Below are 12537 nucleotides of genomic sequence, written 5' to 3' on the forward strand. Positions count from 1 at the left end.
CTATGGCGAATCGCCTAATTACAACGTACGTTCGATTTGAACGGTTTCGAAGACCTCAATCTGGTCACCTTCTTTAACGTCATTGTAGTTCTTAACACCGATACCACATTCCATACCGTTGCGAACTTCCTGAACGTCATCTTTAAAGCGACGCAGTGACTCCAGCTCACCTTCGTAAATCACCACGTTATCACGCAGGACACGAATCGGTGCTGAACGTTTCACCACACCCTCGGTTACCATACAACCCGCGATGGCACCCAGTTTCGGTGACTTGAACACATCACGGACTTCGGCCAGACCAATGATTTGCTGCTTGAATTCAGGCTGCAGCATACCGCTCATGGCCGCCTTAACTTCGTCAATCAGGTCATAAATGACGCTGTAATAACGTAAGTCGACGTTTTCCTGTTCGACCAGTTTCTTCGCAGCGGCTTCGGCACGGACGTTAAAACCAACAATGATCGCATTCGATGCGCTGGCCAGTGAAACGTCGGTTTCGGTGATACCACCGACACCGGAACCAATGATGTTGACCTTAACTTCATCGGTTGACAGCTTGGTTAAGGCATCAGAAATGGCTTCCAGCGAGCCCTGAACATCCGACTTAAGCACGATGTTCAATTCAGAAACGTCGCCTTCTTCCATGTTGGCAAACATGTTTTCCAGTTTCGCTTTCTGCTGTTTCGCCAGTTTCACATCACGGTATTTACCCTGACGATAGTTAGCAACTTCACGGGCTTTACGTTCGTCTTTAACCACAGTGGCTTCGTCGCCGGCCTGCGGCACACCGGAAAGACCCAGAATTTCAACCGGAATCGATGGACCGGCTTCTTTAATGTCCTTACCGTTTTCGTCACGCATCGCACGGATACGACCGTATTCCAGACCACAAAGCACCACGTCGCCCTGCTTAAGCAGTCCGCGCTGTACCAGAATGGTGGCTACCGGACCGCGGCCACGGTCAAGTCGTGATTCGACCACGATGCCCGATGCCATACCGGTGTTTTCGGCTTTAAGGTCAAGGACTTCGGATTGCAGCAGAACCGCTTCCAACAAGTCATCGATACCCATCCCTGAATGCGCTGATACCGGCACAAACATCACATCACCACCCCAGTCTTCCGGGATAACGTCAAGCTGCGCCAATTCGTTTTTAACACGATCCGGGTCGGCTTCTTCTTTGTCCATTTTGTTGATCGCAACAATAATGGGAACGCCGGCCGCTTTGGCGTGCTGTACCGCTTCTTTGGTTTGTGGCATGACGCCGTCATCAGCGGCTACCACCAGGATAACCACGTCAGTGGCACCGGCACCACGTGCCCGCATCGAGGTGAAGGCGGCGTGACCCGGGGTATCCAGGAAGGTGATCATGCCATGATCGGTTTCGACGTGGTAAGCACCAATGTGCTGAGTAATACCACCGGCTTCGCCGGACGCCACTTTGGCTTTACGAATATAGTCAAGCAGCGAGGTTTTACCGTGGTCAACGTGACCCATAACAGTAACCACCGGCGCACGCGGTGCTTCTTCACCACCTTCTGAACGGTCTGACAACACTTCTTCTTCAAGTGCGTTGTCTTTCACCAGAATCGCTTTATGGCCCAGCTCTTCAACCACCAACGATGCGGTTTCCTGATCAAGAATCTGGTTGATGGTTACCATCTCACCCATCTTCATCATGGTTTTGATCAGCTCGCTGGCTTTCACAGCCATGCGGTTCGCCAATTCACCGACACTGATGGTTTCACCGATACGGACTTCGCGTTCAACCGGCTGTGCAGGTTTGTTAAAGCCTTGCTGTAAGGTCGACGGACGACGGCCACCCTTGCGACGTTTTTCACGACGCGGTGAACGTTCTTCCGCTTCTTCCTCTTTACGACGGCTTTTCTTACTGCGACGACGGCTCTTACGCTCTTCATCAAAGTCCTGCGCGTCTTCCGCTTCCTGGGCTGTTGATGAGGTGGTAAAGTGCACGTCCTGCTGTTCCTGCTCTTTACGTTTTTTCTCTTCTTCTTCCCAGCGCTTAGCGTTTTCTTCAGCCAGCTTACGGGCTTCTTCAGCCTGACGCTCTGCTTCTTTTTCCGCTTTTTTACGAGCTTCTTCTTCCTGTTGACGTTTCAGCTTCTCCGCTTCGGCTTTCGCTTTATCGGCGGCTTCACGTTCTTCAGGGGTCATCGCGGCACGTTTTTCAGCTTCAGCTTTTTGACGCGCTTTCTCTTTTTCCTTGCGCGCTTTTTCTTTCTCAGCTTTTTCTTTTTCCGCTTTTTCACGTGCTGCTTTGGCTTTTTCTTCCGCTTCTTTACGCGCTTGCTCTTCACGAGCCTGCTCTTCTTCGCGGCGTTTTGCTTCAGCGGCTTCTTTCTCGGCTTGCAGGCGTTCTTCTTCCAGGCGTTGTTCTTCTTCCGCCGCAGAACGTTTTACGTAAGTCCGTTTTTTACGTACTTCGACCTGTACCGATTTGTTACCGCTGCCACCGACGTTCAAGGTGCTTTTGGTCTTGCGCTTCAATGTCATTTTGCTTGGCGCAGAACCGCCGCCACCATGTTGCTTGTTCAAATGTACCAGCAGTTTCTGTTTTTCGTCCTCGGTGACCGTGTCACCCGGCGTTTTTTTCATGCCCGCTTCAGCAAATTGCTGAATCAGACGATCAACTGTTGTACCGACATCTTTGGCCAGCTTATCGAGCGTTACTTCTTCCATAGTCTGTTGTACCTCCGCTGATCGTTACTGTTCTTCGCTGAACCAGCAAATATTGCGGGCTTTCATGATCAATTCGCCAGCTTGCTGTTCATCCAGTTCTTCTATATCGGCTAAATCGTCAATGCCCTGCTCAGCCAGGTCTTCCAGCGTTGCAACGCCTTTACTGGCGAGTACATAGGCCAGGTGACGATCCATACCCTCTAAATTCAATAGTGACTCATCCGGCTCTGCTGATTCGAGCGACTCTTCATCAGCCAGCGCTTTGGTTGTCAAATAGGCACGGGCACGGCCACGTAATTCTTCAACAATGTCTTCGTCCATGCCTTCGATCTCAAGGAACTCGGCAACAGGAACGTAAGCCACTTCTTCCATCGACGAGAAACCTTCATCAACCAGTACGCTGGCGAAGTCTTCATCGATACCCAGGTTATTCATGAATAGGTCGAGCAAACGCTGTGCTTCAGCTTCGTTCTTTTCATTGAACTCTGCTTCGGTCATGACGTTTAACGTCCAGCCGGTCAACTGACTGGCCAGGCGGACATTTTGACCACTTTTACCGATGGCCTGTGCCAGATTATCGGCCGCCACGGCGATGTCCATAGTATGAGCGTCTTCGTCAACCACGATGGATGCGACTTCAGCCGGAGCCATGGCGTTAATGACGTATTGCGCCGGATTATCATCCCACAATACGATATCAACACGTTCGCCACCCAGTTCACCGGAGACCGCCTGCACACGCGCGCCACGCATACCAACACAAGCGCCCACCGGGTCAATGCGGCGATCGTTACTCTTAACCGCAATTTTAGCACGTGATCCGGGATCACGAGCCGCACCTTTCAGTTCGATCATTTCTTCGCCGATTTCCGGCACTTCAATACGGAACAGTTCCATCAGGAAGTCCGGGTGGGTACGGCTGACAAACAACTGTGCGCCACGCGCTTCCGGGCGAACGTCATACAGTAGGCCACGGACACGGTCGCCTGGGCGAACCGACTCACGCGGTAGCATTTCATCACGGTAAATGATGGCTTCGGCGTTGTTGCCTAAATCCAGGATAACGTGTTCGCGGTTAGCGCGTTTAACGATACCACTGACCATTTCGCCGACCTGATCGCGATACTCGTCAACAACTTGAGCACGTTCAGCTTCGCGGACTTTTTGTACGATAACCTGTTTCGCCGTCTGCGTGGTAATACGGTCAAATTGAATCGATTCAATTTGCTCTTCCACATAATCGCCGACTTTCATTTCCGGGTTTTCGTATTGTGCTGCCGACAGGCTGATCTCACGATACGGATGTTCCAACCCTTCGTCGCTGTCTTCAACCACTAACCAACGGCGGAACGTATCAAACTCACCGGTCTGGCGGTTAATGTCGATACGAACGTCAATGTCACCTTCATATTTTTTCTTTGTTGCATGCGCAAGAGCCGACTCCAACGCTTCAAAAATTTTCTCGCGCGGTACTGCTTTTTCGTTCGATACCGCTTCTGCGACTAACAGTATTTCTTTACTCATGAGTGCTGCCTCGCCACCGCAATCCTTTAATCAAATGTTGGAACCAAGTGAGCTTTCTTTACATCGCGCATGCTCACCTGAAGCGTTTCGTTATCTACTAACAACGTCAGTTGGTCGCCTTCAACGGCTTCCAACTGCGCTTTGAATTTACGTTTGTTTTGTTGCGCCACGTTCAGTTCAACCGCAATGGTCTCGCCGACGTAAGGTTGCATTTGCTCGGCGCTGAAAAACGGTCGTTCCATCCCCGGAGAAGACACTTCCAGGTTGTATTCCGCATTAATCGGATCTTCGACATCCAGTAGCGCACTGACCTGATAACTGACATCAGCACAATCATCAACACCGATACCGTCAGGGCTGTCGATGTATACCCGTAATGTTGAAAACTTGCCCGCACGGACGAACTCTACACCCCACAATTCATAATCCAACGCTTCTACCGCGGGACGAATCATATCGGTTAACCGTTCTTGTAAACTTGCCAAACTGCCTCCTGAAACAAAAAAAGGGCGCAAGCGCCCAGTGTTCTGGCTATCCGGAGATAGCTAAGGCCACATAGCAAAAAGCCCCGAGCTGCTGCGGGGCTTTTTAAACACTGGACCCTTTGTCAGTTATTTTAACAAAAGCGGAGCCACCTTTCTAATCCTGGCTCTTATCGGCTGGGCACTTAACCGCAGCGATACGCACTTCTTTGTTAAAATTGGTTGCGGGGGCAGGATTTGAACCTACGACCTTCGGGTTATGAGCCCGACGAGCTACCAGACTGCTCCACCCCGCGTCCGAAACTTGCTACATATTATAGGGATTTTCTTATTTATTTCAAGTGCTAAAGCACTTAATTTGGTGCGGATGGCGGGACTTGAACCCGCACGCCCGAAAGCACTACCCCCTCAAGATAGCGTGTCTACCAATTCCACCACATCCGCGTAAACTGTTGCCGATTAATTGGTCGGCGGTACGTCTGAACCAGAGTCTTTTTCGGTTGGCGTTTGAGCCTGCTCTTCCATCGGTACTGACAAGTCAGAGAAGTCTTCACCCGCATCTGAACTGTCGGTCGATAAATTACCCAACACCAGACTCAGAATAAAAAAGACAACCGCCAGAGCTGCCGTCGTACGAGTTAAAAAGTTACCCGAACCGGACGAACCAAATACCGTATTGGAAGCGCCTGAACCAAACGATGCACCCATGTCAGCACCTTTGCCTTGCTGGATCATAATGAAACCAATCAGGACAATGGCAACCACCAAAAAGGCGACTAATAACACTTCATACATAATAACTTACCCTCGTGCTGCTTGAACGATGGCGACAAACTGGTCTTCTTTCAGACTCGCGCCTCCGATCAAACCACCATCGATATGTTGTTGCGCAAATAATTCGGCGGCATTATCCGCTTTTACAGACCCGCCGTAAAGTATTTCTATCTTTTCACCGACCGCGGCAAATCGCTCGGTCAGCCACGCACGAATCTGTGCATGAATTTGTTCTGCCTGCGCGGGAGTTGCCGTTTCACCGGTACCAATGGCCCAAATCGGCTCATAAGCCACCACCAGCTTGGTCGCCTGCTCAGCGCTCAGTTGCTCGCAGGCAGCCTGCAGTTGCTGTTCAACAACGTGCCAGGTCTTGTCATCGTCGCGTTGCTGTTTGTCTTCGCCAACACACAACACGGCTTGCAAACCCGCGGCGGTTGCCGCTGCTGTCTTCGCCGCGACAACGTCATTACTGTCGCCGTACATGGCACGACGTTCAGAATGACCGATAATCACATACTCCACACCCAGTTCTTTCAGCATCTCAATCGACACTTCGCCGGTGTGCGCGCCATTTTCGTTGGCGTTTACATTTTGCGCGCCAACCGCGATGTTATCGTAGTAGCAATGACGCGTCAGTTCGCCTAACAGCGTAAACGGAGGGCAAACAACCACTTTAACCGAATCAGTCGGCTGCTGCGCAGAGCGCAATGCATCGGTCATTGAGCGTGTCAATGCCGCGTTACCGTTCATCTTCCAGTTTCCAATCACTAAGGATGCGTTGGCCATTAAAACTCCCTTCGTTAGAGCGGCGGGAATAGTAGCCGAAGCCGCGTGAAGATACAAGCGGCATTTCGGCTGCAACCGCTCAAGTGTTTAATTTGTAGCCGCTTCCACTTCGTTCGCAATTTGCTGCGCAAACGTCCGCACGGTTTTCTCATCTTCTCCTTCGACCATGACCCGGATCAGAGGTTCAGTACCCGACTTACGCAACAACACCCGGCCTTTACCGGCCAGCGCGGTTTCGACTTCATTGACGACGGCCTGTACGGTGTCAGATTCCAGCGGCTGCTCACCAGCGTTAAAGCGCACATTAATCAGCACCTGCGGCAGCTTTTTAAAATCACGGCTCAGCTCATGTAACGATTTGCCTTCAAACTGCATCGCCGCCAGCACCTGTAAGCCGGCAATAATGCCATCACCGGTGGTGTGATATTGACGATTAATGACATGACCGGAATTTTCGCCACCCAAATACCAATCGCGTTTGACCAGTTCTTCAATCACATAACGGTCGCCCACTTTGGCACGAACAAACGGAATGTTCCGCCGCTCGCACTCTTTTTCCAACGCAAAGTTCGTCATCAGAGTGCCAACTACGCCGCCTTGCAGTTGCCCCTGCTGCTGCGCCGTCACCGCCAGAATATAAAGAATCTCATCACCGTCGATAACACGTCCTTTGTCCGTCACCATCATGATGCGATCACCGTCACCATCGAGTGCCAGACCGACATTCGCTTTGTTATCCAATACCGCCTGTTGAAGCGCGTCCAACGACGTCGCGCCACAGTCTTTATTGATGTTCATGCCATCGGGTTTGGTGCCAATCTCGGTAACCTGTGCGCCCAGTTCACGCAACACGTTTGGCGCAATGTGATAGGTCGCACCATGAGCACAATCCACCACAATGTGTAACCCTTGTAACGACAACTCAGACGGGAACACACTCTTACAGAATTCAATGTAACGACCCGCCGCATCGGCAATCCGGTTTGCACGACCTAAATGCTCCGAACTGACACATTCCATCGGCTGATCCAATAATCGTTCGATTTCCAGCTCAGTCGCATCCGGCAGTTTGTGCCCGTTATCGGCAAAGAATTTAATGCCATTGTCGTAATAAGGGTTGTGCGATGCACTGATAACAATACCGGCAGCAGCACGGAACGTACGGGTTAAATAGGCAATACCCGGCGTCGGCATCGGCCCGAGAAAGTCAACATTGACCCCGGCCGCCGCAAGTCCCGCCTCCAGCGCCGACTCAAGCATGTAACCACTGACACGGGTATCCTTACCAACCAATACCTTGCGTGTACCCTTTGCCGCCAACACTCGCCCGGCTGCCCAGCCGAGTTTTACCGCAAATTCCGGGGTAATTGGAAATTCTCCAACGCGTCCGCGCACACCGTCGGTGCCAAAATACTTCCGTTCGCTCACAAATAGTCTCCCTCGAGTGTGGCTGCCACGACTTTCATCGCATCAACCGTTTCCTTAACATCGTGAACACGGATTATACGTGCTCCTTTGAGGGCTGCAATAGTTGCCGCCGCGATACTCCCCGCTAAGCGCTCATCAACCGCCCGTCCGGTCACATGGCCAATCATCGACTTACGCGACATACCAATCAGTAGCGGCAGTTGCAGTTCGTGAAACGCCTGCAAACGTTGCAACATTTGATAGTTATGGCGCATCGATTTACCAAACCCAAAACCAGGGTCCAGCCACAGCCGCTGACGCTCAATGCCCGCTTCCTCACAGGCCGCAATCCGCCGTTGCAAAAACGCCTTCACGTCACAGACCACGTCATCGTAACGCGGCTCATGCTGCATCGTGCGCGGTTCGCCCTGCATGTGCATTAAGCACAGCTCAACCTCACTATCCGCAACCGCCTGCAAAGCCCCCGGCTGCTGCAACGCACAAACGTCATTGATCATGTCCGCACCCACCGCAATGCTCTCGCGCATCACCGCCGCTTTGGTGGTATCAACGGAAACAAAGGCATCAAAACGTTGCTTAATCGCCTCCACCACCGGAATCACCCGCGCCAGCTCTTCCTCCGTTGCCACTGCCTCAGCCCCCGGCCGCGTCGATTCACCGCCAACATCCAGAATGTCCGCGCCCTCATCCAGCAACCGCGCCGCATGATCGACCGCCTTAGCCACCGTATGATGACGCCCGCCATCACTGAATGAATCCGGCGTCACATTCAAAATTCCCATCACCCTCAAATGTTTAGTTTGTTTGCTCATCGAAGCTTCCTTATCGTTCTCAGGCTTGCGGTTGGTCGGGTAAGCAGCGGGCTGTTAGTGTTGGTCGCGGCGCCATTCAGGGGGACGCTGCAAGTACGTCCATGTACGCTTGTTTCCGGCCATCCATGGCCTCCAACACCCCCTGAATGGCGCCGCAACCAACACCGCGCCCGCTACTCACCCGACCAACCGTAGACTAACTATCCGTTACCGCCGTATTGACCCCGGGGGAGGAGCGGCAGGAATATGGCAATAAGGTAATTGACCCACCCCCTAAGACAAGGGTGTCTGGCGCCATGGATGGCGCCAGTCAAGCCCTACAGGGACGTACTTGTGGGCGTCCCTTGGCTTAGGGGTGGGTCAATTGCCTGCCATAATCCTGCCACTCCTTCCCCCGGGTCGTCAGCCAAAAGTCCTCAACCACAAAAAACCCGCCAGCGGCGGGTTTTTATTAACGATACCAGTTTATGACGTTGCGTCGCCTGGCTTTTCAACATTGATGGGGCGCTCCGGGCGCTCTTCGGTGTTGTCAGCCTTGGCGGAGCCGCCGCCGGTGTCGCCACCGTCATCGCGTGAGTCGTCCCAGCCTTTTGGTGGGCGAACGTCGCGACGGTTCATCAGGTCGTCGATCTGATCGGCGTCGATGGTTTCGTACTTCATTAAGGCGTCTTTCATGGCGTGTAAGATATCCATGTTTTCTTCCAGGATCTTCTTCGCCCGTTGATAGTTCGTATCAATAACAGCCTTAACTTCTTCATCAATCGCACGTGCAGTATCGTCTGACATGTGCTTGTGCTGAGTGACTGAACGGCCGAGGAACACTTCATTTTCGTCCTCTGCGTACAATAACGGCCCCATTTTCTCCGACAGACCCCATTGCGTCACCATCTTACGGGCGATTTCTGTCGCACGTTCGATGTCGTTGGAAGCGCCGGTGGTGACTTTATCAGCACCGTAAATCAATTGCTCCGCCAAACGGCCACCAAACAGACTGGAGATCATGCTTTCCAGATGTTGCTTGGTGTGGCTGACACGATCTTGTTCCGGCAGGTACATGGTAACACCCAGAGCCCGACCACGCGGAATGATCGACACCTTGTAGACCGGATCGTGTTCCGGCACCAGACGGCCAACAATGGCGTGACCGGCTTCGTGATAGGCTGTCATCGCCTTTTCATCATCGGTCATAACCATTGAGCGACGTTCTGCGCCCATCATGATCTTGTCTTTCGCTTTGTCGAATTCTTCCATGCTAACCACACGTTTGTTGCCACGAGCAGCAAACAGGGCAGCCTCATTCACCAGGTTGGCAAGGTCGGCACCGGAGAAGCCCGGGGTACCCCGTGCAATCAGTTCCGGCTTAACGTCGTCACCCAGCGGCACTTTACGCATGTGCACTTTCAGGATCTGCTCACGTCCACGCACGTCTGGTAAACCAACCACCACCTGGCGGTCAAAACGACCGGGACGCAGTAACGCAGGGTCGAGAACGTCAGGACGGTTCGTCGCGGCAATCACGATAATACCTTCGTTACCTTCAAAGCCGTCCATTTCGACCAGCATTTGGTTCAGGGTTTGTTCACGTTCATCGTGCCCACCCCCAAGACCGGCACCACGTTGGCGACCGACCGCGTCGATCTCATCGATGAAGATGATGCACGGCGCTGATTTTTTCGCCTGTTCGAACATGTCGCGCACACGAGATGCACCGACACCGACGAACATTTCGACGAAGTCCGAACCTGAGATGCTGAAGAAAGGCACCTTGGCTTCACCGGAAATGGCTTTCGCCAATAAGGTTTTACCCGTACCCGGAGGGCCTACCATCAGCACGCCTTTCGGAATCTTACCGCCTAAACGCTGGAACTTGGACGGATCTTTCAGATAGTCGACCAGTTCCACCACTTCTTCTTTTGCTTCGTCACAGCCAGCAACGTCTTTGAACGTCGTTTTCATTTGCTCTTCGTTCATCAACCGCGCTTTGCTCTTACCGAACGACATGGCACCACGGCCGCCACCGCCTTGCATTTGACGCATGAAGAAAATCCATACACCAATCAACAGCAGCATCGGGAACCACGAAATAAAGATAGAGGTCAGGATACTCGGCTCTTCCGGCGGAGTACCTTGCGTTTGCACGTTATTCGCCAGCAAATCGTCCAGAATTTTCGGATCGTATTGTGTTGGAACCACGGTTTTAAATGTCTGACCATTATTGGTCATACCCGTAATGGTGCGCCCATCTTCGCCAAAGTCTGCACGGCGGATATTTCCGTCATTCACTTGGCTGACAAATTCACTGTAAGCCATTTGTGAACCGGAGGTTTCACCCGGACTGAAGCTCTGAAAAACGCTCATCAACACAACGGCTATTACCAGCCACAAGATGAGATTTTTTGCCATATCGCTCAAAGCCTATTACCTCTAGTGTAAATTGAAATCTTTATACCTTTTGACAGGGTACTATAGTTTGTAATCCGTCGCTACCAGATACACCTCACGGGAGCGTGCACGGGATGACTCGGGCTTGCGTGTTTTTACTGTTTTAAAGGCGGCACGAACATCTTTTAAGAACTCCTCAAATCCTTGTCCCTGAAATACTTTGACCGCAAAAGAGCCGCCGGGTTTCAAAACCTGATGACACATATCCAACGCCAACTCCACTAAATACATGGCGCGTGGCTGATCGACATTGTCGTTACCACTCATATTAGGTGCCATATCCGACAATACTACATCTACGTTTTTACCGTCGATTCGGGTCAGTAGTGCCTGCAAAACCGCTTCATCGCGAAAGTCGCCCTGCAAGAAATCGACGCCGGCGATTGGGTCCATCGGTAAAATATCACAGGCGATAATTTGACCATCACCATTAAAATAATCGGCCACGTACTGTGACCAGCCGCCCGGTGCGGCGCCCAGGTCAACCACCGTCTGACCTTTCTTTATCAAGCGGTCGCGTTGTTGAATTTCTTCAAGTTTAAAGACGGCACGCGAACGCAGACCTTTCTTCTGCGCTTTTTGCACGAAGTGATCATTGAAGTGTTCGTCAAGCCAGCGGCGACTGCTGGAGCTGCGTTTTTTTGCCATACAACTGGATATCCTTTGTTTTTCTGGCCTGCTAACGGTAGATGGCGTTACAATAGGCAAAATTCAAGTCAAAAGAACGGTATTATCTAATGTCATTAAGCAATAAGCAAAAACAGTTCCTAAAAAGTAAAGCACATCCGTTAAAACCGGTGGTGTTACTCGGTGCTAACGGATTAACCGAAGGCGTACTGGCTGAAATCGATCAGGCATTGAACGATCATGAGTTAATTAAAGTGAAAGTGCCAGAAGAAGAGCGTGAATTGCGCCAGCAAATCATCGCAACGATTGTTGCTGAGTCCGGCGCAGAGCAAGTTCAGGTTATTGGTAAAACGCTGGTGTTGTACCGCGCGGCAGAAGAACCCAAAATCCATCTGCCGAAAGCATAACTCCGAGTTTAGCCAACTGACAATGGCAGCGGCGCGGGTACAGGCTCGATCGCCGTTGCTCTTGCAATAAACGACAACGAGCTGTCCAGGCTCATCCATCCTTCGTAGGAATGCAGATACGCGCTCAATAATTCCGTGCGGTTGTGTTCAATGTTCTTTAACCGATTGCGTTTAAGCAACGGTTCAATTTTCTGCATCGCTTTAGTATAACGGCGATACTCAATTTGCTGCTCAATCACCTGCGCTGGCCTGTCGCTTAAACTCAATAATGGCTTCGGGTAAAACAGCTTAACGCCGGGAGCGAACAACCAATCAACGGAATAACCCACCTGCAACAGTTTTGGCACGATCAGGCTGTACGGGATAATCCGTCGATGTTTCCAGTTTTTATAGTGCGAGTAATCTACGCCTAACCAGGCCACTACCTCTTTGATGGTCGATGCATTGATCACTTGCTTTAATCGGTGCATGCAGTCTGTCACCGTCAGATTTTCGGCAAGCGCGTTGTAAGGATAAAATGCCGTTTCCATAAATGGACTCCTTTCCATACCT

Annotated in this window: 11 protein-coding genes and 2 tRNA genes; 1 reads left to right on the forward strand and 12 read right to left on the reverse strand. The window is 51.6% G+C overall.

Going from position 1 to position 12537, the window contains the following annotated elements:
- Window positions 1–18: 18 nt before the first annotated feature.
- The 11 genes from infB to rlmE form a co-directional block, all read right to left on the reverse strand.
- Window positions 19–2703, reverse strand: a complete 2685-nt coding sequence (gene infB, locus CWE23_RS02015; protein WP_105306017.1) for a translation initiation factor IF-2 — start codon at window positions 2701–2703, stop codon at window positions 19–21.
- 24 nt (window positions 2704–2727) lie between these two features.
- Window positions 2728–4227, reverse strand: coding sequence for a transcription termination factor NusA (gene nusA / locus CWE23_RS02020; protein ID WP_105306016.1), 1500 nt, complete (start codon window positions 4225–4227; stop codon window positions 2728–2730).
- A 26-nt stretch (window positions 4228–4253) separates the two neighbouring features.
- Window positions 4254–4712, reverse strand: a complete 459-nt coding sequence (gene rimP / locus CWE23_RS02025; RefSeq protein WP_105306015.1) for a ribosome maturation factor RimP — start codon at window positions 4710–4712, stop codon at window positions 4254–4256.
- A gap of 216 nt (window positions 4713–4928) precedes the next feature.
- Window positions 4929–5005: transfer RNA gene (locus tag CWE23_RS02030), tRNA-Met, on the reverse strand.
- Window positions 5006–5068: 63 nt separating this feature from the next.
- Window positions 5069–5153, reverse strand: a tRNA-Leu gene (locus tag CWE23_RS02035).
- 15 nt (window positions 5154–5168) lie between these two features.
- Entirely contained in the window at window positions 5169–5504 is a 336-nt protein-coding gene (secG, locus tag CWE23_RS02040; protein ID WP_105306014.1) for a preprotein translocase subunit SecG, read from the reverse strand.
- A gap of 6 nt (window positions 5505–5510) precedes the next feature.
- Window positions 5511–6269, reverse strand: a complete 759-nt coding sequence (gene tpiA, locus CWE23_RS02045; RefSeq protein WP_126819235.1) for a triose-phosphate isomerase — start codon at window positions 6267–6269, stop codon at window positions 5511–5513.
- 87 nt (window positions 6270–6356) lie between these two features.
- The gene (gene glmM, locus CWE23_RS02050) at window positions 6357–7697 is read right to left on the reverse strand and encodes a phosphoglucosamine mutase (RefSeq protein ID WP_126819236.1); all 1341 of its coding nucleotides are present in this window, start codon (window positions 7695–7697) and stop codon (window positions 6357–6359) included.
- Entirely contained in the window at window positions 7694–8509 is an 816-nt protein-coding gene (gene folP / locus CWE23_RS02055) for a dihydropteroate synthase (RefSeq protein WP_126819237.1), read from the reverse strand. The genes glmM and folP overlap by 4 nt, the downstream gene beginning before the upstream one ends.
- Window positions 8510–8974: 465 nt before the next feature.
- Entirely contained in the window at window positions 8975–10921 is a 1947-nt protein-coding gene (gene ftsH / locus CWE23_RS02060) for an ATP-dependent zinc metalloprotease FtsH (protein WP_105306010.1), read from the reverse strand.
- A gap of 51 nt (window positions 10922–10972) precedes the next feature.
- Window positions 10973–11599, reverse strand: a complete 627-nt coding sequence (gene rlmE / locus CWE23_RS02065; RefSeq protein ID WP_105306009.1) for a 23S rRNA (uridine(2552)-2'-O)-methyltransferase RlmE — start codon at window positions 11597–11599, stop codon at window positions 10973–10975.
- Window positions 11600–11688: 89 nt separating this feature from the next.
- Here rlmE and yhbY point away from each other — a divergent pair, with 89 nt between their 5' ends.
- Window positions 11689–11985, forward strand: a complete 297-nt coding sequence (gene yhbY / locus CWE23_RS02070; RefSeq protein WP_105306008.1) for a ribosome assembly RNA-binding protein YhbY — start codon at window positions 11689–11691, stop codon at window positions 11983–11985.
- An 8-nt stretch (window positions 11986–11993) separates the two neighbouring features.
- Here yhbY and CWE23_RS02075 read toward each other — a convergent pair whose 3' ends face one another.
- The gene (locus CWE23_RS02075) at window positions 11994–12515 is read right to left on the reverse strand and encodes a helix-turn-helix domain-containing protein (protein WP_105306007.1); all 522 of its coding nucleotides are present in this window, start codon (window positions 12513–12515) and stop codon (window positions 11994–11996) included.
- Between the last annotated feature and the right edge of the window lie 22 nt (window positions 12516–12537).

The sequence above is a fragment of the Idiomarina aquatica genome (assembly GCF_003987185.1).
Classification (GTDB): Bacteria; Pseudomonadota; Gammaproteobacteria; order Enterobacterales; family Alteromonadaceae; genus Idiomarina; species Idiomarina aquatica.

Coding starts and splice junctions, on each gene's coding strand:
- rlmE (WP_105306009.1), bottom strand. CDS start 11,599: ATGGCAAAAAAACGCAGCTCCAGCAGTCGCCGCTGGCTTGACGAACAC.
- yhbY (WP_105306008.1), top strand. CDS start 11,689: ATGTCATTAAGCAATAAGCAAAAACAGTTCCTAAAAAGTAAAGCACAT.
- secG (WP_105306014.1), bottom strand. CDS start 5,504: ATGTATGAAGTGTTATTAGTCGCCTTTTTGGTGGTTGCCATTGTCCTG.
- CWE23_RS02075 (WP_105306007.1), bottom strand. CDS start 12,515: ATGGAAACGGCATTTTATCCTTACAACGCGCTTGCCGAAAATCTGACG.
- infB (WP_105306017.1), bottom strand. CDS start 2,703: ATGGAAGAAGTAACGCTCGATAAGCTGGCCAAAGATGTCGGTACAACA.
- nusA (WP_105306016.1), bottom strand. CDS start 4,227: ATGAGTAAAGAAATACTGTTAGTCGCAGAAGCGGTATCGAACGAAAAA.
- tpiA (WP_126819235.1), bottom strand. CDS start 6,269: ATGGCCAACGCATCCTTAGTGATTGGAAACTGGAAGATGAACGGTAAC.
- folP (WP_126819237.1), bottom strand. CDS start 8,509: ATGAGCAAACAAACTAAACATTTGAGGGTGATGGGAATTTTGAATGTG.